The organism is Sorangium sp. So ce394 (genome assembly GCF_051474665.1).
Classification (GTDB): Bacteria; Myxococcota_A; Polyangia; order Polyangiales; family Polyangiaceae; genus Sorangium; species Sorangium cellulosum_D.
Map to the genome: position 1 here is coordinate 11,545,770 of NZ_CP150339.1, position 20,055 is coordinate 11,565,824.

A 20,055-nucleotide genomic window follows, 5' to 3' on the forward strand; every position below is an offset into this window, starting at 1 on the left:
GGTGGATCCGCGAATCAACGCGACTGGATTACGCCAGGAGGGCCAATCGCGCAACAGCGCGTCGGCGCTGCAAATACGGCTACGGGTTTCACGGCCCCACGGCGCGCTGCTCGATGAAGGTGCCGGCGCCCGTCGTGTATGCGATCCACAGCGATCCGTCGCGATCCGCCTCGACGGCGACGTGCTTGAACGATTTGCCCTCCACCGCGAGGCAGCGCGGCTGAAACCGCCCTTCGGCGTCGAGCTGGCCGAGCTCGAGCGCGTGCGGCGATCCGGGCTCGCGCGCGGTCGGCCGGACCCGGGCCACGCGGATCGGCGAGACGCCCTGTGTGGCCGCGATCGGCGCGGGGCTCAGCCCGTTGGGGTAGAGCGACCAGACGGCCGGCATGTCGTCGCGCGGCGCCTGGTCGATGCGGATCGCCGCCATGCCGAACGCCGACATGTCCTTGGACGCCGGGAGGAGCGCGAAGGCCGGCCCGTCGGCGCCGATCGCGAGCGCGCCGCCCATGCGCGACTCGCCTGCGTCGCCGACGAAGAGCACCGCGTCGGGCCCGAGCTCGAGCTTGCCCTCCGGCGTGACCCCGACCGTGCGGGCGTGCACCGGCGTCAACGCCGAGCGCGCGTCGATGTACATCGCGAGCGCGCCGCCCTTCCACGGCGACAGCGCGACGAAGGTGGCGCCGCTGCCCTCCTCGGAGAGCGGCACGGCGGGCTTGTCGTCGAGCACCGCGAAGGCCTGGGTCACGGCGCCCTCGCTCGTCTTCCGGTCCGAGAGGAAGGCGAGGAGCGTGTGCCCTCCGGGCAGCGGGATGGCGGAGATCCCGGTGCCGCGGCGCCCGGCGCCGATGGGCGGCCCCTCGCCTCCCCACAGCGGGGTCCTCCGGATGGTGCCGCCGTGATCCATGCAGAACACGAACCGCGAGGCCACTGCGCACGCCGGCCAGGAGGCGCGCGCCGGCTCTCCGCCGGCGGCGCCGGCGTCAGCGGCGCCGGCGTCGGGCGCGGCCTCCCGGGGCGGCGAGCCCGGGGCGGCGAGCCCGCTGGACGCCGGCACGGCGAGCGGGCCGAGCGCCGGCGCGACGTGCTGCGCCACGCCGTCGCGGTTGAAGATCACGCGGAAATCCGCGCGAGCCGCGTCGTCCGGGGTCCAGAGCAGGGCCGGCCCGCGGAGCGAGAGCGAGAGGGGGCCGCGCCGGAGCTTGCAGCCCGCGCCGGGCGCTGCGGCTGCCGCGTCCGGTGCTGCGGCGTCGGGGGCTGCTCCGTCGGGGGCTGCTCCGTCGGGGGCTGCTCCGTCGGAGGCTGCGGCGTCCGGCGTCCCTGCGTCCAGCGGCGCGGCGATCCCTGCGGACGCCGCGCTCGCGGTAGGCGCGACGGAGGGCGATGTGGCGGCAGCGCCCGCATCCGGCGCCGGCGCGGCGCCCGGCGCACCCGAGCCACCACGACAGGCGGCGAGCGCTGCCAACACGATTGCGCACGAACGCGGGGACGGGCAGCTCATCGCCGCAGCCAGACTCCGAGCAGGGCCAGGACGTTCCCTGTGCGCATGCAGAAGCTATCTCCGAAGAGACCCTTGCCTGGCCAACTTCGCTCAGCTCAGGTCGTCGAGCACCTCGGCGAGCGACGCGGCGACGATGGCACGCTCCAGCCACCGTTCCAGGATCTCCGGATTCTTCTCGGCCAGGATGCGCTCCCGCGCCACGTCCGGCACGGCGATGCCGCGAACCCGGAGCGCCGTCAGCACGGCGCGCGCCGCTTCCTCGGCACGGCCCTCGTTGCGGCCTTCCTTCCGCTCCTCGGCGCGAAGCTTCCTCTCATAATCCTCGAACCACGCCCGGATCTCTGCGCTCACCTCGTCCTCCTTGTCGGTCGCCGGCTCCTGTCCTCCGAGCCGGAAGTGTACCAGCAGCGGCTTGACGATGCTCTTCTCCCAGGCATCGTCCGGCAGCGCCGCGAGATCGGCCAGCGCCTCGCGCAGGAGGCGGCCCGAGCCGAGCAGCCGCAGGAGCAGCGTCGCCCGCGTCCGGGGCAGCTCCGCGAGCACCACCACGCGCATCGAAAGGCCCGGCACGGCGCGGTAGACGCCTGGCTGCACCGGCTCGCAGCGGTAGGCGTCGAGCACCGTCTCAGGGCGCCCCGGGCCGATGACGACCAGCGCAGGGAAGTCCACCGCCGGCTGCGGCGGCGCATCGACGTCCTCGTCATTCAAGAGCGAATCGACGCCGAGATAGTCATGGATGATGAAATCGAATGGGCAGACGCGGACGAGCCGGGCTCGGTTTTCACCCGAGGACTCGAGAACATCTGGATGGATTGAGAAACACAACAGCAACAAGCCTGTTTCCCAGCCAGGCGGGGTCATCAGCGCTGCGTCTCGCTGACCGGACGCTCGGGGCCGGGCCGCCCCTCCGCCAGCGTGTCCCCGAGGCGCTCCTGCGTCAGCCCCCGGCTGCTCGACAGCTTGGTCTCCGCGTGCGGCTCGTCCGATCGGGCGACCGACCCCGCGTGCGCCGTCGCGGGGTGCGCCTCGCTCAGGGGGTGACGGCTTCCGGGCCTTCCCGTGGCGAGCGTCGAGCCATGACCGACCTCCGGCGGCGCCGGTGCGTGCACCGGCCGCGGCGGGGGCGCTCCGGCCGCGCGCGGCGTGAAGAGGTCCGCCCAGTCCGGCAGGTGCCGCTGGAGCCTCAGGCGCTCGGCCTCGGGCAGCGCCTCCCCGATCACCTGGCACACGGCCTGGGCGTGCTCCATGCCGAAGCGGCGCGGCGCGCCCTCGCGACGGGCAACCCGGTCGTAGAGCTCATCGCGATCGAAATCGCCCTGGTACGCCGCGCCGCGCACCGCGGCGGCGACCGGCCCCGGCAGCCCGCCCGCGACCGCGACCGCCTCCTGCTCCAGCAGCCGCTCGCCCAGCGTCCGCGCGGTCACCGCGATCGCGCGCTCGGCCTCGTCGCGGCCCTCGAAGCCGGCGCGGCGCTGCACCTCCTCGACGAAGCGCTCGTAGTCCATGATGCACCTCCCTCGTGGCGTGATCTTGTGATGTCCGTGCCACGGCGGGACTGGTCCCCCGACGCGAGCCCGGGAGGGGCAGCGGCGAGCTGAGCCCGAGCCGAACATCCACATCAGCTCGCCGGCGCTCCGGATCGGGAGCGGGATCTGGAGCGGCTCTCGGCTGGGACGGAGACACCGTCCTCCGTCTCTCGTGATGCGCCCGGCCGACCTACTGCTCGAGCACCGTGATCGACCGGTCCCAGTACGACGCGACCACCGCCCGCGCGCCGTCCTTCGAGACCGCCACCGCGCACGCGCCCTTGCCGGTGGGCAGCGACGCGACGACCCTCGGCGGATCCCCCGCGATGACCGCGACCCCGCTGCCGGACGGCGGCCACTGCGTCCCGCCGAGCGCCACGAAGAGCGTCTTCCGATCCGGCGACGTCACCCCCGTCCGCGGGACCCCGCTGAGCTGCAGCGTGCTCTTCACCGCCATCGTCGAGAGGTCGATGACGCTCGCCGTCCGCGCGTCGGCGTTGAGCGTGATGCCGTACCGATCCTCGTGGAGCAGGAAGCCCGCCGTCGGACCGACGCCGACGGGCGCCTTCCGCGTCTCGGTCACCCCGGCGACGCTCAGCAGGATCGCCGTGTTGGACAGCCGATCCGGGAAGAACACGGCGCCCCCGTCCAGCGTGATGTCGCCCTCGCGCGGCTCGCGCCCGACCGCGATGCTCCGCCGCGTGGCGCCGAACGGCGACTCGCTCGGGTCGAACAGGTCGATCCAGGCGCCCGCCGGGCGGCCGGCGTGCGTCAGCGCGCCGAGCGCCGCGATGTAGGGGCGCCCCTCGGCCTGCACCAAAAACAGCTGCCCCGTCGCGTGCGGGAGCGTGATGTTCGCGAGCCGCACCCCCGTCGGCAGCTCGAACTTCGTCACCCGCTTCGTGTCCGTCGTCGCCGCGACCACCGTCCGGCCATCCGGGAGCGCCACGATGTCGCCCGGCGTCCGGCCGACGTCGAGCAGCACCGGATCGCGGTCCCACGCCGTCGTGTCCATCACCGGGATCCGCGCGGCATCCTCGTGCCGCAGCACCGCGACGTAGCGATCGAACAGGAGCCGGATGTGATCGCCCTGCGCCGGCACCGACGCCTTGTGGATGATCTCGCCGCTCTCCAGCGTGTACTCGCGCAGCGAGGCGTCGTCGCCGCTGACGTAGACCGACGTGCCGCTCGGGTTGAAGACGACGTCGAGCGGGTGCACGTCCCCGATCCGGAAATCGCGGGCGCGCCAGCGGCCCTTCGGCTCGGGGGGCGGCGGCGGGGGCACCGGATCCGGGCCGAACGCCGCGGGGTTCGGCGCGTCGTCGGGCGCGCTCACCGAGGCGTCGCCCTCCGGCTCGAGCGAGGTCAGCGGCGGCGCCTCGCCCACGGGCGACTTCAGGCTCGTGATCGTGGCGATGATCACGGCCGCGACGCCGCTCGCCACCGACACCGCGGCCCGCGCGAGGCGCGGCTCGCGGCCGGAGAGCGAGGCGGCGGACCCGCGGTGACGCTCGCCGAGCCACGCCTTGCAGGCGCGGCACTTGCGCGCCCCCTCGACGATCCGGGCGCCGCAGCTCGGGCACGGGACGCGACGCTCGCTCATTGCAGCACCCACGCGACCTTGGCGCGGTCGCCGAGCGCGAGCGCCGAGCCGCCGTCCGGGGCGAGCCGGATCCGCGTCGGCTCGCCGCCGAGCGGGTGGACCTTCGCCGCGTACGTCTTCAGATCGACCAGCGCCACCGAGCCCGCCTCGTCGCCGCTCAGCGCCACCACCGCCTGCGCCCCGTCCGGCGCGACCGCCATGTCGAGGGCGCGGCCGGGGAACGTGACGGCGCGGAGGAGCTCGCGCTTCGAGAGGTCGAAGACCTGGATCGCGCGCCCCTCGTTGCACCGCACGATGGCGCGCCGGTCGCTCCGGACGAGCTCGATCTGCTCCGGCTCGCGGCACGTCGTGATGCGCGCCTCCTGCCGCACCGCGCCCGACGGGAGCCAGGTGAGCGGCACCAGCGTGTTCTCGGCCCGGAGGGCGACGAACCCCACCGAGCCGTCCGGGCTCATCAGCGCGCTGGCCGGGTTGCCCACCATCGACGTGCGCACGCGATCCTGCTCCGAGCCGAGCCGGCTCGGGTCGAACGGATAGGCGACGCCCCCCGACGGCTCGCGCTGGCCGGGCAGCGGGAGCTGGCCCGTCGTCGTGATCGCCCGCGTGCCGCTGTCGTCGACCGCCACCGGGCGCACCGGGTCGTCGCCGAACTGGATGCGCTCGATCTCGGCGTGGTACTCGGTCGCGAGGATCGCCACGGCGTGCGCCTCGGGCAGCGAGGCGAGCGCGCGCCGGCCCGAGGCGCCGACCTGGATGTCGCCCACGGACTCGCCGAGCTCGATCGTCTTGAGCAGCCGCGTCGTGGCGGCGTCGATCACGTAGATGCGCGACGGCGAGGTCGCGTAGACGACCTCGCCCACGCGGTGGAGGCGCCGCACGTTGGGCGCCTCGGTGACGAGGCTCAGCGCCTCGCCGGTCCGGGAGCTGCGCACCTCCAGGCCGGAGGACAGCGCGACCGCGAAGCGATCCCGGTCGAGCGGGAGCGCGTCGAACGCGTCCTTGGGCAGCGAGAAGGGCCCGGCGACCGAGGGCGCGTCGACGAGGTGGCCGACGTTGTTGGGGCGCTGCCAGACGCAGCGGCCGAGCTGGCACGACTCGCCGCTCCAGCACGGCGCCCCGCACACGGGGGCCGGCGGAGGGACCGCCGACGCGGCCCGGGACGGCGCGAACCGGTGGGGCGCCAGGTAGCGCAGGGCGCCGCCGGTGCTGATGAGCCCGAGGATGGCGCCGATCGTGACGAGCGGGCGCCAGTGGAGGGAGAGCCAGCTCGCGTCCGGGGGGGCGTCGGGGACCGAGGGCGCGCGCACCGACCGCTTCGACCCGTCGGTCGGCTCCCCGCACTCGGGGCAGAGGACGACCCCGGCGGCGATGCGCTCAAGGCAGACGGGGCAGCTCGCCTCATCGGCGGCGGGCGCGGCGGGCGACCGGCGCGACGGCGGCTCCGGCTCCGACCACTGCGCGGGCAGCGGGGTCGCCTCGGCGGCGTGGCGGGCCTCCCGCGCGTCCGCGGCGCTGGAGGCGGGCTCGATATCGCTCCGCGTCTCGTGGTCCACTGCGCACCTGCGTCTTTTCCGTGACGAGCGGTCCCCGAGTACTCCGAGCGTACCCGGATGTCGAGCCCCTCGTCGCAGCGCGGCGCGCGCAGCGACGCCGCGTGCCGCGTAGAAAATGACGCACGGAGAAACCGCGCTGCTGTCGGGAAGACGCGCGGCCGGACGAGCGTTACCGCTGGATCAGGCGAGCGTGGCTGTGGCCGCCAGCTCAGGAGTCGGCGGGCGGCCGCTGGATCGCCGCAACATCGGTGTAGTCGGTGTAGTCGGATTGCCCGACGGGCTCGCGCCCGTCCTTGGGCGCGGAGGGCGAAATGCCGGCGGGTCGGTCCGCATACGCCTCATCGCCCGGCTCCGCGTCGTCGTCGGGGGGCTCGGCCGGCGGATCGAGCCCGGGGCCGTGCCCGATGTCCTCCGGCGGCGCGCCGTGCGCGGCGTGACCTTCTGCCCCGGTCTGCGCGGCCGTCCGCTCCGCGGCGTTACGTCGTTCATCGATCATCATCGCTTCCTCCTTCCGCATTCCGCGTCTCGTTCTCCGCAAGCAATCCTGGATCCAGGCTCGCGACGCTCCCTGCGGGCGAAGCGCGCCCGCGACGCCGGACACAGCCGCGCATGCGGTCGAGGCCGGCCCGCGAGCTCGGCGGCGCGCGCCGCACGCCCGCGCCGGACGGCCCGCCCCGGCAGCCTGCTCCGAGCGAGCGCTCGCCCCGTGGCGGCTCTCCGGGAGGCGCCGACCGGGTCGACACCGGTCCTCGCGATGGCGATGGAATTATCGTATGGGATCAAACAATCCCGCCCCTCGGATCGCGGGGCCTCTGGCCACGATCGTGCGGCGAGCAGCGATGATAGAAAATACCAGCTTCAGCGAATCCTCAGGCGCATCTACGTTGTGCGATTCTATCGGATGACGCACAACGTCAGCGTACATGCGAGGCGGCCTCATGCTATTTTACCGTCAGGGCTTCGGGACGGCATCTTAACGCGAGGTTGGCGATGAAAAATACTGTGGGTGGCTTGGCGGCGATTGCGCTTGTGGGCTTGCTGAGCGCGTGCAGCGCGGCGCCGAATGAGGGCGAGACCAGCGGCGGCCAGACGTCCGCGAACGGCCCCGGCGGCCCCGGCGGGCCTGGGCCCACGGGGACCGGGGGATACGATGAGAGCTTCGGCTCGGTCAATCCGAGCGGCGGCGTCGGCGGCGGCGGCGAGATGCCCGGCGGGAACCAGCAAACCGGCGAGTCGTGCGACGGCAGGTTCACCGGCCGGGTGCGCGATTTCAAGGAGGAGCACCCCGACATGGAGCCGCAGGACTCCGGCAAGTGTGTCGGCTGCGACGACCATCAGATCGTCACCGACACCCTCGGACCGGACCTGAAGCCCGTCTACGCCGGCGGGGCCGAGGGCACGACGAGCACGACCGGCAAGGAGGCCTTCGACCAGTGGTTCCGCGACCTGGAGGGCGTGAACATGCCGATGAACATCACGCTGCAGTTCGAGGACCCCGACAACGACGGCGTGTGGACGTACAACGATCAGGAGTTCTTCCCGATCGACAACGCGCTGTTCGGCAACGAGGGGCGGCAGCACAACTACCACTTCACCTTCGAGATGCACATGGGCTTCGAGTACAAGGGCGGCGAGCGGTTCACGTTCGCCGGCGACGACGACGTCTTCACGTACATCAACGGGAAGAAGGTGGTCGACCTCGGCGGCGTCCACGTCGAGCAGACCGAGATCGTCGACCTCGACGCTCTCGGCCTCGAGGTCGGGCAGACGTATCAGCTCGACTTCTTCTTCGCCGAGCGCCACGTCACCGACTCGCACTTCCGGATCGAGACCTCGATCGAGTTCATCAACTGCGGCGTCGAGGTCAAGTGACGCCGGGGAGCGCGCTTGATCGGCCGACGCGGCCGTTCGGCGGCTCGCCAGATCCCGCTTAGTCCTCGCAGACGAACTGGGGGGGGAAGCTCGTTTGCACGACGCAGTCCGAGCCGCACTCCATGTGACAGTCCATGCAATCGTCGTGCGCGGCCTCGTCGGACGTGGTGACCTGGCCGACCAGGGCGTCGCACGCCGCCCTCGCCTCGTCCTCGTCGTAGCCGCCGCCGCAGCCGAGCGCGGCGCCCCCGAGCGCGCCCGCGAAGAGGACCGCGACGACCCACGACACTGCTCTGCTCTAGCTCATGATGCTCCCTCTCACTCCGCGCAGGTAAATGTCTGGGGGCAGGCCCCCGACGGCTCGCAGTCGTCGCCGCACTCCTCGTAGCAGCTCACGCACGCCTGGTAGCTCTCGTCGGTGGCGCAGGACGGCACCGCGTCGCGCAGCTGATCACAGCGCTCTTGCGACGCCTGCGTCGAGAGCCCCCCGCAGCCGGACGCGAGCGTGATCAGCGAGAGCAGCACCGTGCCAATACCCAGCCTTCGAGCCATCGTCGCCTCCCTTCGAGTCCCCCGAGCGTAACCGAAATGTCGCGGCGGGGCGCGGCTTTCCGCGCGGCGCGCTCAGCCCGCCGGCCGCGCCGCTGGGGCGAGCCCGTACGTCCCTGCGCCGCTCACCTGAATCCACGCGCGCGTCACCTGGATGGGGCGCCCCGCCCGCGCGACGGCGGCGGCCGCCTCCGCGAGATCGCGCGCGCACGCGGCGTGCAGGTCGTCGGTCGTCTCGTGATCCTCCGCCGAGCGGCGGATCCAGACCGCGGTCGACGGCATCGCCGCGCCCTCGTGCCTGTCCTGCCAGCGCCTGCCGACGAGGTGCGCCCGGAGGAGCTTCCTCGCGTCCGCGGGCGTATCCGGGTGAAGCTCGTAGACCATCGTCGCGATGAATGACCTCATGCGCCCGAGCCTGCCGGAGCGGCGCCGGCTCGTCCAGACGGCGGCCGCTGCGGGGCGCACGCGCGGACGCGCGGACGTCAGCCGAGCGCCGCGCGGCGCAGCGGCGCCCGTCCCGCTCGCCCGATCGCCGGGTTGCATTCGAACGTAAGCGAGCTTATGCCTTTACGGCCAGCGGCTCTATCGAGCTGGGGGTGCCGAATGACGCTTGATGAACGCCTTGCCCCGCTCGCTTCCTCCAGCCTCGTCACGCTGGTCCTGGATCCGGAGCACCTGCGCTTTCGCTGGGCCAACGCCGCGGCGGTGCGGCTCTGGAACACCGCGAGCGTGGAGGAGCTCCTGGCGCGCGATCTCTCGGACATGTCGCCGGCGGCGCAGACGCGTCTCGCGGGGTATACCGCCCGGTTTCGAGAGGGCCAGACGGCACAAGAGACGTGGACCGTGTATCCGGGCGGGAAGCCTGTGCCGCTCCGGGCGTTTTTTTCTGGCATTGACCTGGATGACGGGCGCCAGGGCATCTTGATCCAGGCGCTGTCCGACGACGGGGCGCCGGAGGCGGAGCGCGCCCGGAGCGTCGAGGCGCTGCGCCATTCCTCGGTGATGGTGACGTTGCTCGACGCGCAGGGGGGCGTGCTGCTGCACAACCCGGCGGCGCTGCGCGCCTTCGGCGAGAGCGCGCCGTTCGCGGAGCGCTTCGTCGACGAGTCGCTCGCGCCGGCGCTCGTGGAGGCGGTCGCGCAGGGACAGGTGATCTCGCGCGAGACGCGGGTGCGGACGCTGCAGGGCGATCGGTGGCACGTGGTGGAGGCGCGCCCGGTGCCGGATCCGGCGACCGGCGAGGCCGCGATGCTGGTGCAGCACACGGACGAGACCGAGCTGCGCGAAGCCGAGGAGACGGCGGAGGCGCGGGCGAAGCTGGTGGCGGAGCTGGCGGGGGCGCTCGATCTGGTCGAGCAGCAGAAGGAGGAGATCCTGGCGCTGTCGGCGCCCATTCTGGAGGTCGCCACGGGGACGCTGGCGCTTCCGGTGATCGGCGCGCTCGACGGGGGGCGGAGCGAGGAGATGGGGGCGCGGCTCCTCCGGGCGATCGTGGAGCGGAGGAGCCGCAGCGTGATCCTGGACCTGACGGGGGCGGCGACGGCGGACGCGGCGGTCGCGGAGCATATCGCGCAGCTGGTGCGGTCGATCCGGCTGCTGGGGGCGAGGCCGATCGTCACCGGGGTGCAGCCGGCGCTCGCGCAGGCGTTCGCGGAGGCGGGGGCGGACCTGTCGGGGGTGGTGCTGCTGCGGAGCCTGCGGGATGGGATACGGGCGTCGGCGCGGGGGTGGGGCTAGCAAGGCGCCGAGCGTCGGCCCGGCCATGGTTCACCGCCCCACGTTGTAGCTCGCCCCGAGCGCGTCTTCGAACGCACGCTGCAGGACGATGGGATCGAAGTATTCGTAATACTCCGCGATCTGCCCGCTCTGGATCACGAAGAGCGCGGCGTAGGTGTTGTTGTAAGAGCCGCCGGACTTGAGCCGGATCTCGCCGCGGTAGGTCACGAAGAACCGAGACGGATCGACCATATCGTGGACGACGCGGTCGGGGAACCGCATGCTGGCGAAGTTGTCGGGCATGCCCCGGTATTGATTGAAGATCGCGGCCCGCCCCTCGAGCCTCTTCGGGAAGCCCTCCGGAGAGAAGGGCATGATCTGCGTGCCCTGCTCGGCGAAGAGCTCGGAGAATCCGCGGATGTCGAACGCCTCCAGCCGGGCGAAGAAGGCATGGACGACGGCGCGGTTCTTCTCCCGCACCTCCGATGAGCTCGAGCTGGACATGACTTCCTCCGTGGGCCTGCGCTGCGGCGAGGCGCAGCTGGGGGTCGAGATGATGAAGAGAGACAACACCGCAAACGTGAGCGCGCGTCGCATGGCTTCCTCCATGGCGCCAGCCGGCGTGGCGGCCGGCGGCGACACCGGCACGCCGCACCGCCGGACGGGCGTGATGCAAAAAGGGTTGATCGGCGCAGGTCGCGCTTCCCCGGCGCGCCGGCCGCCGGCTCAACGCGCAGCCAGGGTCGCGCGCAGGTGCGCGGCGGCCTCCTGGCTCGCGCGCTCCACCGTCGCCGGGTCGTCGTAGAAATGGAACTGCGTTCCAGCCGTCCACACCACGCGCGGCGCCGCCGGCATCGCGGCCGCGAAGCGCTTCGCCCCGTCCGGAATGGCGCCCTCCTCGGAATGGACGATGAGCGTCGGCGCGCGCAGGCGTGGCGCGCTCGCGAGCGCGTCGAACTCCAGCCACCCGGGCCACGACATCACCGCGAATCGATTCCCCCACTGCGGGATCCCGCCGCGGCGCACGTCCAGGTAATAGTCGAATTGGCCGACCATCGCCGCGCTCGAGTCGGTCATGCTCACGGCCGGCACATAGCTGACCTCGCCCGTCGCCGCGAAGCGCGCGCGCGCCTCCCTCCCCTTGCGCACCCGCTCGGCGACGCCCTCCGGCCCGCCGTACATCGAGGCGGCGAGCGCCGCGTCGTGGAGCCACGGGGCGACCATCACCACGCTCTTCACGCGCGGGTCGTCCGCCGCCTCCGCCGCGACGTATCCGCTGCTGGCGCAGACGCCCACGAGCCCGAGGCGATTACCGTCCACGGCGGGGTGCGCCGACAGGAACGCCACCGCGGCGCGGATGTCCTCGATCTTCCGCGCCGGCGACTCCTCATGACGAGGCGCCCCCTCGCTCTCGCCGAAGCCGCGAAAGTCGAACGTGAGCGCCGCGAATCCGGCGGCCGCGAGGCGCTGCGCGTACAGCGAAGGCATCTGCTCCTTCACCGTCGTCCACGACCCGAGCACCGCCACCGCGGGCACGCGCTCTCCCTCCCCGGCGCTCGCCGGCAGGTGCAGGACGCCCACGAGCGCCGCGCCCTCGCTCGGAAAGCGCACGTGCTCGACGCGGTATTCGGGCGCCCGCGGGGCAGGGAGGCCCGCCCGCTCGCGCGCGCGCTCGAGGAGCGCGGCGTTCCCCGTCGACTCGCCGGGGATCATGCGCATGCGCGTCACCTTCCACCCCGAGGCCGTGCGCGCGAGCTCGTGCTCGTAGCGGCCGGCGAGGCTCCAGAGCTCGCCGCCCGCCGCGCCGGCGAGGTGGTGAGCCGCCTGGAAGCGCGAGCGCACGCGCGCGAGATCGGGGTCGACGAAGCTCACCTGCTCGTCGCGGATCGCGTGCTGGGTGCTGTCGAACGCCGACAGGAGCGGCTGCCACCGCGAGACGATCTCCTCGGGCGTGAGCAGCTCGGGAATGCCGTAGTCGAGCACGACGCGCCCGGCGAACGCCGAACGCACCGTGTCCCACTGGCGCAGATCGGCGCCTCGGGCGACGTTGTGGATGGTCTCCAGGATGGCGGATCGGTCTCTCGTCGCGTTCTGCATGGGGTTCTCCTTCGCGCCGGGCTGGACGGCGCTGGTCGGGCTGCCACAGGCGGTGAGCGCCAGGGCGAGAGCGGCGATGGCGGCGCGGGCTCCGGTGGTCGTCATAGGGGCCCCTGATCGCGCCGTGAGGGTGCGCCCGCGCGGCGCCCCGCGCTTGAACGAAGCCCGCGCGCGCCGTTGAAGAAACCTGCGCGGAGGGGACCTGCGCCGTTCGCCTCGCGCCGCCAGGGCAGGTAAAGTCGGGCGGGTGAGAGGTCGCAGCGCCGTCCCGTTCGTCGCCTCGAGCTCGTCCGAGCCCGTCGACGCGCTCGCGTCGGCGCGCATCCACGTCTCCAGCGCGCACCTGGGCTGGCCGGAGGTGCACGTCGAGGTGGGGGAAAACCCGTCGTGGGACGTGCACGATCTCACCGTGCGCGCGCATTACCTCGCGCTGAACACCGACCCTCACGCGCTGACCTTCGAGGCGGTCGTCGACGGGCGACCCCGCGAGATCACCCTCGCGCCAGGGCAGCTCTGGTTCTGCCCAGCGGGGGAGTCGTTCACGCACCGCGTGGCGGCGCCCGCGAGCTTCGCCATCGTCACGCTCGAGCCCGAGAAGGTGCTCCGCGTGCTCGGGGAGCCCGAGGAGCGCGAGCTCAGGCGGGCCTACTCGGTCGATTCCCCCCAGCTGGAGCACCTCGTCCGCGCCCTCTCGGCCGAGGCCGAGCGCGGGGGCCCGAGCGGGGCCGTGTTCGTCGACGCCCTCGCCACGGCGCTGGCCGTGCAGATGGCCGCGACGTTCGCCGTGAAGGCGGCGCCCGCCCTCGCGGCGCGCGGCGGGAAGCTGTCGCGGGGCGCCCTCCAGCGCGTGCTCGAGCTTGTCGACGCGGAGCTCGGCGAGGGGCTCACGGTCGAGCGCATGGCCGACGCCGCGGGGCTGAGCGCGGCGCACTTCGCCCGCGCGTTCCGCCGATCCCTCGGCGTCGCCCCGCACCAGTACGTCATGCGGCGGCGCCTCGAGCGCGCCCGGCAGGCGCTCGAGGCGCGGGACGCCGATATCCTCAACGTCGCGCGCCGGCTGGGCTTCGCGGACCAGGCCCACCTGACCCGGCTCTTCAAGCGTGAGTTCGGCGTGACTCCCGGACAGTACATGCGCGATCGCGCCCGGTGACGCGACAGGCGCCCAGGCCCGACGGGCCGAGCAGCCTTGTGGCTCGCGCCGCCGTGGCGACGACTCGCATCGTCGTCATCGCCCTCGTCGCCACCGCAGCTCAGCTCGCTCCCTCGCACGGAATCCCGCGCTCCACGGCGCGGGCGAGGGCCTCGGCGGCGAGCCGCTGAGCTAGCATGGCGCCGATGTCGCTCGATCACCGGCGCATCCTGCCCATCGCGGACCGGCTCCACGCGGAGCCCGGCTATGCAGGCCGGGATGTGACCATCGCCTTCCTCGACTCCGGCTTTTACGCCCACCCGGACCTCGTCACGCCGCGCAGCCGCATCCTCGCCTACCACGACCTCTTCGCCCCCGAAGCGGACCTCTCCGCGCTCGAGCGCCCCGACGTCTCGTCGTGGCACGGCATGATGACCTCGGTGGTCGCCGCCGGGAACGGCGCGCTCTCGGGCGGGCGCTTCCGCGGGCTCGCCTGGGAGGCGAACGTCGTGCTGGTCAAGGTCGGCTCCGCGCACCGCATCGTCCACGACGACATCCAGAGGGGCATCGAGTGGGTGATCGCCCACCGCGAGCAGCACCGGATTCGCGTGCTCAACATCTCGTGCGGCGGCGATTACGAGGAGTCGTACCTGACCGGCGGCCTGTCGCGCGCGGCCGACGACGCGACCCGCCACGGCATCGTCGTCGTGGCGGCCGCGGGCAACGCCGGGCACGACGCCGCGCACAACGTCCTCCCGCCGGCCAGCGCGCCGAGCGTCATCGCGGTCGGGGGGCTCGACGACGGCGGCGCCGGGGAGCAGACGTGGCACTACCACTCGTCGTACGGGCTCACCCTCGACGGGCTGCAGAAGCCCGAGATCATCGCCCCGGCGATCTGGCTGGCGGCGCCCATCCTGCCCGGGACGCCGACCGCGGCGCAGGCGCAGCTCCTGTCGCTGCTCGACGGCGCGCGGGACGAGGACCTGCCGGGGCTGCTCGTCGAGCACGCCTGCGTCGATCCGGACCTCGACGCCGTCGCCGGGCGCGAGCCGTACCTCGTGCGCCAGCTCGCGGCCGCCAAGCTGCGCGACCAGAAGGTGATCTCCGGCCACTACAAGCACGTGGACGGGACGAGCTTCGCCGCGCCGATCGTCAGCAGCGTCGTGGCGCAGATGCTGGAGGCGAACCCGCGCCTGTCCCCGCAGCAGTGCCGGCGCATCCTGATGAAGACCGCGCGCGGGCTGCCCGGCATCCCGCTCGAGCGGCAAGGCTGGGGCGTCGTGCAGCCCCGCGCGGCCGTGGCCGCGGCGCGCGCCGCCTGAGCGGGGCCGCGCTCCGGGACGCGCCCGGCCGCGGCGCCGAGGCCTGCCCCGCCCGGCCGCCCTCACCGCGGCACGGGGAGCGCCTTCTCGGCCCACTGCGGGATGTGGTTCCCCGTCGGGTCCGTCATGTCGTCGTTCTGCTGGGGCATCCACACCGGCGCGAAGCTCGGGTCGCCCTGGATCGCCCCGCCCGGCGCGAGCGTCACGGCCGCGAACCAGAGCTGCGGCTTCGTCGTGCCGTCGGTCGACCCGGGCAGGCGCAGGCCGTAAGGGCGCCGCGACGAGAACGCGACCCAGTAGATGTTCTTGCCGCGGTAGATGTCGTGGCCCGGCCCGAAGCGAGGCCACGAGTTCGCCCAGGTGTCGCCGCCGTTCGCCCGCGCGAGGTCGACCGGCGCGCCCCCCGCGACCGGGATCAGCTGGAGGCGCGCGGAGTTGTCGTCGTAGGCGTCGCACGGGTCGTTGCCGGCGGCGCCGTTGCCCGGAGGCCCGTCGCAGCTCGACGTGTTGAACACCACCCAGGCGCCGTCATCGGAGATGGCGGGATAGTAATGGGTCCGGCCCTGCTCGCGCGGCACGAGCACGCGCGGCGCGTCGAACTCGCCCTCCCCGTCCGAGGCGGCGATCAGGATCTGCGCGCCCCGCACCGTGTCGCCGTAGAGCTCGGGGCCCGCGCCGTTCTCCCCCGGCTGCCACGCGACGAAGGCGAGGTGCTCGCCGTCCGGCGACCAGAACGGCTGCGTCAGCCGCTCGCCCACCTCGCCGAACAGGTCGCCGAACGCCTCGAGCGTCTCGTTGGCGCGGCGGAGCGTGAGCGCGCCGCGGAAGGCGTTGACCATGAGCTCGCCGTCCGGCGAGAAGGTGGTCATCGTCGCGAACCCGTCCGGGTCGGTGTTGCGCAGCGCGATGATCTCCGCGGTCGCGACGTCCACCAGCGCGAACGAGGACGGGCCGCTGCCGCCGAACGTGAGCGCCATCTTGTCGCCGGCCTGCGCGAGGGCGTGGCACCCCATGCACGGCATCTCCTGCCCGTTCGCCAGCGGCGGCGACTGCTCGTTCTCCCAGAACAGCTCGGGCGGGCTCGCCGCGTCGTCGAGATCGTAGCGGTAGATGGCGGCCGACTGGAGCGAGGTGCCGTCGGTGCGCCAGTAGTACAGGCCGCCCGAGAGCGCCGCGCTCGCCCACCGGACGTCGATCGCCGCGCTCACCCCGAGCTCGCTCCCGTCCTCGGCGGCGAGGCGGACGCGCGTCTCCATCGCCTCGCCCTCGCTCGTGCGCACGAGCATCGGCACCATCTCCGCCGGGAGCGCCATCGCGCACCCGCCCGCGTCCGGGATCGCCTCGCAGGCGCCGACGATGCGTAAGTTGATGAAATCGCCGAAGATTTCTATCCGGCCGACGCTCTGCCCGGCGCTGCCCTTGCGGACCTGGAGCTCGACCGTGCCGATGTTGGAGGGGAAGAGCGCGCCGTCGAGGGGATAGGCGATCGCGGGGGCGTTCGCCGCCTCCGGGGCGCCGCCGAACGCGGCGCTCGCCCCGGGGGGAGCGCCCGGCAGCGCGACCTCGCCGGCGAGCTTCACGGTGACGTCGGCGCTCGCCCTGAGGGAGCCGTCCGCGGCGGTCACCCGGACGCGTCCGGGGGAGCTGGTCGTGAGCTGGCCTTCGTTCACGTGGGCGAAGAGGTCGTCGGCGGTCCAGGTCACCAGCGCGGTGACGTCGCGCTCGGCGCCGTCCTGGAAGCGGCCGACGGCCCTCAGCTGCGCCGAAGCGGTCTCGCGGAACGCGAGCTCGACCGAGGTTGCGCCCGGCTCGATGCGCAGCGCGACGAGCCCCTCCACCGCGCCGCTGCTCGAGGAGCCGCCGCCGCCCTGCGCGCCGCTCCCCGACGCGCCGCCGCCCTGCGCGCCGCCCCCGGACACCCCGTCGCCCGAGGAGCACGCCGCCCCGGACGCCGCGATCGCCGTCGCGAGGGCGAGGAGGAGCGTCGCTCGATGCCCCGTGCGCGAGCCTGTCCTCGCGGAAAACGCGCGTGATTCCATGGTGTGATCTCCAGGTTGAGCGTCGAACGGGCAGGCTACCATGCCCGGCTGCAGGCCCCCGCGCGCCGTCACCGAGCGCCCGCCCGGGGGGGGCGCATGACCAGGCAGACGCGGCCAGCTTGGGGGAATACCTTGCGTACCCCGCCGCCGGCCGGTAGCTTCGAGGCGCCTCAAGGCTCGTTCGTCCTCGACCTCTGATCCGGCCGCCTGCTGCAACGTGGTTGCCTCTTCCGAACGTGGGGTGACGGCCGGTCGTCGGGGAGCGTTTTCGCGTGCGGCCCGCGGCACGATCCGGGCCGTCCGCGAGGGAAGCGGGGATCGTGCAACGGGATTGGCGGCAGACATGAGCAAGCGGCTTTATGTGGGGAACCTGGCGTTCCATTCGACGGAAGACAACCTGCGCAACGCGTTCGAGTCGGCAGGGGTCGAGGTTCTGTCGATTCAGTTGATGACGGACCGGATGACCGGGCAGTCCCGCGGGTTCGGCTTCGTCGAGGTGAGCGATGCGCAGGCGCAGGCGGCCATCAACGCGCTGCACGGCAAGGACCTCGACGGCCGCACCCTGACGGTCAACGAGGCGCGCGAGCGCACCGGCGGCCCCGGCGGCGGGGGCGGGGGCGGGGGCGGCTTCCGCGGCGGCGGCGGCGGCGGCGGCGGGGGCCGTGGTGGCGGCGGCGGCCGTGGCGGTGGCCGCGGCGGCGGCGGGCGCGACCGCTGGTAGCCGCAGCGAGGTCGAGCCCCCCTGGCGCTTCGCCAGGGTGATCGGATCGGCGGGGGGACACGAAGGCGGGAAGGCAGGAAGAAAGATCAACGATCTTCCCGCCTTCCCGCTGTCGTCGTGGCGCTCTCCTGGACGGAGGCGCCCCGCCCCGGCGGCGCGGCGGCCTCGCGCCAGGCCGCGCCGCCCTGCGCTCTAGCTGGCGCGCTGCGCCGCGGGGCGGCGGAACGGCTTGCGGCCGGCGAAGATCTGGCCATCGCCGAGCGCGTACGAGATCCGGAGCAGCTGGTTGTACTTCGCGACGCGATCCGAGCGGGACGCGGAGCCGGTCTTGATCTGGCCCGCGTTCGTCGCGACCGCGAGATCGGCGATGAACGTGTCCTCGGTCTCGCCCGAGCGGTGCGAGATGATCGACCGGTAGCCGCCCTCGGCCGCCTGGCGGATGCACTCGAGCGTCTCGGTGACCGTGCCGATCTGGTTCAGCTTGATGAGGATGGCGTTGGCGAGGCCGTCCTCGATGCCCTTCGAGAGGCGCGCGGGGTTCGTCACGAACAGGTCGTCGCCGACGAGCTGCACCTTCTTGCCGAGCCGCTCCGTGAGCAGCCGCCAGCCCTTCTCGTCGTTCTCCGCGACGCCGTCCTCGATCGACACGATCGGGAACGCCTTGCTGAGCTCCTCGTAGATGGAGACGATCTCCTCGCGGGTCTTCTGCTGCTTGTCGAAGGTGTACCGCTCGGTCTTCGCGTCGTAGAACTCGCTGAGCGCCGAGTCGAGCGCGACGCCGACGTCCTCGCCCGGGCGGTGGCCGGCGGCCTCGATGGCGCGCACGACGTACTCGAGCGCCGACCGGTTCGACGCGAGGCGCGGGGCGAAGCCGCCCTCGTCGCCGACGGCCGTGACCATGCCGTCCTTCTTGAGCAGCCCCTTCAGGGTGTGGAAGATCTCGGCGCCCGTGCGCAGCGCCTCGGCGAACGACTCGGCGCCGTAGGGGACGATCATGAACTCCTGGATCTCGAGGCCGTTGTCGGCGTGCACGCCGCCGTTCAGGATGTTCATGAGCGGCGTCGGCAGGACGCGCGCCGCGGCGCCGCCGAGGTAGCGCCAGAGCGGGAGGTCGACCGTGTCCGCGGCGGCGCGGGCGGCGGCCATCGAGACGGCGAGGATCGCGTTGGCCCCGAGCTTCGACTTGTTCGCGGAGCCGTCCGCCTTGATGAGCACCTGGTCGAGCTCGGCCTGATCGAGCGCATCCATCCCGAGGATGGCCGGACCGAGGACGGTCTCGATGTTCTTCACCGCGGTGAGCACGCCCTTGCCGAGGTAGCGCTTCTTGTCGCCGTCCCTGAGTTCGACGGCCTCGTGCTCGCCGGTCGACGCGCCGCTCGGCACGGCCGCGCGGCCGGTGCCGCTCAGCGTGGTGACCTCGGCTTCGACGGTGGGGTTGCCGCGCGAATCGATGACTTCGCGGGCGATGACGCTCTGGATCTCCGACATGACCTCTCCTCAAGGGACCGCTTCCGCGCGACCCCGGCAGCTCTCGAAGGGGGCTCGAGAAGCGGCGGGAGCATAGGCACGGCCCTCCCCGGATGTCGACGCTCCGGTGCACCCGCGGCGCTCCAGCGCGCCGCGCCGGAGCCCGCCGACGGCCGGCGGGGCGCGCCTCGCGGCCGACGCGGAGCCGACACGCGGCTGGACGGAGCGGGCGCTCGCCGCGCCGTCGGCCCGAGCGCGCGGACGCGCCACGCGCGCCCGGGTCGACGGGCCACGCGCGCCTGGCGTAAGCTCGCGGCCGCGTGGAAACCTCCATCGGCGTCTTCGGTGAGGAGATGCTCCTCTGGCTCTGCATGCTCCGCCAATCCCCGCGGCGGCCGCCGGCCGATCACGTGCTGCGGCAAGCGAACCTGCTGCTCGAGGAGCTCAAGGGGTCCAAGCTCGCGCAGGACATGCCGATCGCCTCGGTCGACGACGGCATGTTCGCGATCGCCGCCTTCGCGGACGAGCTCGCGATGTCGCTGCCGGACCTCCGGCCGGTCTGGGCCCAGCGCCCGCTCCAGGCGGCGCGGTGGATGACGAACAACGCGGGCGTCGAGCTCTTCGAGCGGCTGGAGCGCGTCCGGAGCGGCCCGCTGCCGGTGATGGCGACCTACGCCTGCGTGCTCGGCCTCGGCTTCCGCGGCCGCTACGGGCTGCCGGGGCAGAGCGCCGACGACCTCCTGCGGATCCGCCGCGATCTCTCGCTGAAGCTCGGCGTGGATCCGGACCGCGACTGGAGCGGCGGGGTGCTCCGGCCGGCGCGCGTGGACGGCGTGGACGCGCAGCACCTCCCCAACCTGCCGCTGTGGCAATCCGCGCTGGTCGGGCGCGCCCTGGCGGCGCTCGTCGCGATCGGCGGCGCGGTCGCGCTCGGGTGGACGATCGCCCAAAGGGTCGGATGAT

The 20,055-nt window shown here is 73.1% G+C and carries 19 protein-coding genes; 6 read left to right on the top strand and 13 right to left on the bottom strand.

Features of this window, described 5'->3' with window-relative positions; genetic code table 11:
* Positions 1-88: 88 nt before the first annotated feature.
* From WMF33_RS42700 to WMF33_RS42725, 6 genes are all read right to left on the bottom strand, one after another.
* Complete coding sequence (locus WMF33_RS42700) at positions 89-1,114, bottom strand: hypothetical protein (RefSeq protein WP_437333965.1); 1,026 nt, start codon at positions 1,112-1,114, stop codon at positions 89-91.
* Positions 1,115-1,588: 474 nt separating this feature from the next.
* On the bottom strand, positions 1,589-2,359 hold the full coding sequence (locus WMF33_RS42705; RefSeq protein WP_437333966.1) for a hypothetical protein: 771 nt from the start codon (positions 2,357-2,359) through the stop codon (positions 1,589-1,591).
* A complete protein-coding gene (locus tag WMF33_RS42710; RefSeq protein WP_437333967.1) occupies positions 2,359-3,003 on the bottom strand; it encodes a DUF2267 domain-containing protein in 645 nt (214 codons plus the stop codon). The genes WMF33_RS42705 and WMF33_RS42710 overlap by 1 nt, the downstream gene beginning before the upstream one ends.
* Positions 3,004-3,214: 211 nt before the next feature.
* A complete protein-coding gene (locus tag WMF33_RS42715; protein ID WP_437333968.1) occupies positions 3,215-4,627 on the bottom strand; it encodes a hypothetical protein in 1,413 nt (470 codons plus the stop codon).
* Positions 4,624-6,180, bottom strand: coding sequence for a YncE family protein (locus tag WMF33_RS42720; RefSeq protein WP_437333969.1), 1,557 nt, complete (start codon positions 6,178-6,180; stop codon positions 4,624-4,626). Before WMF33_RS42720 ends, WMF33_RS42715 begins: the two co-directional genes overlap by 4 nt.
* Positions 6,181-6,388: 208 nt before the next feature.
* Complete coding sequence (locus WMF33_RS42725; RefSeq protein WP_437333970.1) at positions 6,389-6,679, bottom strand: hypothetical protein; 291 nt, start codon at positions 6,677-6,679, stop codon at positions 6,389-6,391.
* A gap of 530 nt (positions 6,680-7,209) precedes the next feature.
* On the opposite strand from WMF33_RS42725, the gene WMF33_RS42730 reads away from it, so the two are divergent.
* Positions 7,210-8,052: a fibro-slime domain-containing protein gene (locus WMF33_RS42730; RefSeq protein ID WP_437333971.1), complete on the top strand. Its 843-nt coding sequence runs from the start codon at positions 7,210-7,212 to the stop codon at positions 8,050-8,052.
* 58 nt (positions 8,053-8,110) lie between these two features.
* Here the strand turns inward: WMF33_RS42730 and WMF33_RS42735 are convergent, their stop codons facing one another.
* From WMF33_RS42735 to WMF33_RS42745, 3 genes are all read right to left on the bottom strand, one after another.
* Positions 8,111-8,341, bottom strand: a complete 231-nt coding sequence (locus tag WMF33_RS42735) for a hypothetical protein (RefSeq protein ID WP_437333972.1) — start codon at positions 8,339-8,341, stop codon at positions 8,111-8,113.
* 29 nt (positions 8,342-8,370) lie between these two features.
* Complete coding sequence (locus WMF33_RS42740; RefSeq protein WP_061624140.1) at positions 8,371-8,604, bottom strand: hypothetical protein; 234 nt, start codon at positions 8,602-8,604, stop codon at positions 8,371-8,373.
* Between the two features lie 72 nt (positions 8,605-8,676).
* Positions 8,677-9,006, bottom strand: coding sequence for a hypothetical protein (locus WMF33_RS42745; protein WP_437333973.1), 330 nt, complete (start codon positions 9,004-9,006; stop codon positions 8,677-8,679).
* Positions 9,007-9,204: 198 nt separating this feature from the next.
* Between WMF33_RS42745 and WMF33_RS42750 the strand changes: the two genes are divergently transcribed.
* Positions 9,205-10,338, top strand: a complete 1,134-nt coding sequence (locus WMF33_RS42750) for a PAS domain-containing protein (RefSeq protein WP_437333974.1) — start codon at positions 9,205-9,207, stop codon at positions 10,336-10,338.
* Between the two features lie 30 nt (positions 10,339-10,368).
* Here WMF33_RS42750 and WMF33_RS42755 read toward each other — a convergent pair whose 3' ends face one another.
* Both WMF33_RS42755 and WMF33_RS42760 read right to left on the bottom strand, forming a co-directional pair.
* A complete protein-coding gene (locus WMF33_RS42755; RefSeq protein WP_437333975.1) occupies positions 10,369-10,821 on the bottom strand; it encodes a nuclear transport factor 2 family protein in 453 nt (150 codons plus the stop codon).
* 222 nt (positions 10,822-11,043) lie between these two features.
* Positions 11,044-12,519: an alpha/beta fold hydrolase gene (locus WMF33_RS42760; RefSeq protein ID WP_437333976.1), complete on the bottom strand. Its 1,476-nt coding sequence runs from the start codon at positions 12,517-12,519 to the stop codon at positions 11,044-11,046.
* A gap of 142 nt (positions 12,520-12,661) precedes the next feature.
* Between WMF33_RS42760 and WMF33_RS42765 the strand changes: the two genes are divergently transcribed.
* Entirely contained in the window at positions 12,662-13,564 is a 903-nt protein-coding gene (locus tag WMF33_RS42765) for a helix-turn-helix transcriptional regulator (protein WP_437333977.1), read from the top strand.
* Positions 13,565-13,749: 185 nt separating this feature from the next.
* On the top strand, positions 13,750-14,865 hold the full coding sequence (locus tag WMF33_RS42770) for a S8 family serine peptidase (RefSeq protein ID WP_437333978.1): 1,116 nt from the start codon (positions 13,750-13,752) through the stop codon (positions 14,863-14,865).
* Positions 14,866-14,927: 62 nt separating this feature from the next.
* Here WMF33_RS42770 and WMF33_RS42775 read toward each other — a convergent pair whose 3' ends face one another.
* Positions 14,928-16,904, bottom strand: coding sequence for a TolB family protein (locus WMF33_RS42775; RefSeq protein WP_437333979.1), 1,977 nt, complete (start codon positions 16,902-16,904; stop codon positions 14,928-14,930).
* Positions 16,905-17,247: 343 nt separating this feature from the next.
* Between WMF33_RS42775 and WMF33_RS42780 the strand changes: the two genes are divergently transcribed.
* Entirely contained in the window at positions 17,248-17,625 is a 378-nt protein-coding gene (locus WMF33_RS42780) for an RNA recognition motif domain-containing protein (RefSeq protein ID WP_437333980.1), read from the top strand.
* Between the two features lie 192 nt (positions 17,626-17,817).
* Here WMF33_RS42780 and eno read toward each other — a convergent pair whose 3' ends face one another.
* On the bottom strand, positions 17,818-19,113 hold the full coding sequence (gene eno / locus WMF33_RS42785; RefSeq protein ID WP_437333981.1) for a phosphopyruvate hydratase: 1,296 nt from the start codon (positions 19,111-19,113) through the stop codon (positions 17,818-17,820).
* Positions 19,114-19,412: 299 nt separating this feature from the next.
* Between eno and WMF33_RS42790 the strand changes: the two genes are divergently transcribed.
* Positions 19,413-20,054: a DotU family type IV/VI secretion system protein gene (locus tag WMF33_RS42790; protein WP_437333982.1), complete on the top strand. Its 642-nt coding sequence runs from the start codon at positions 19,413-19,415 to the stop codon at positions 20,052-20,054.
* Position 20,055 lies beyond the last annotated feature (1 nt).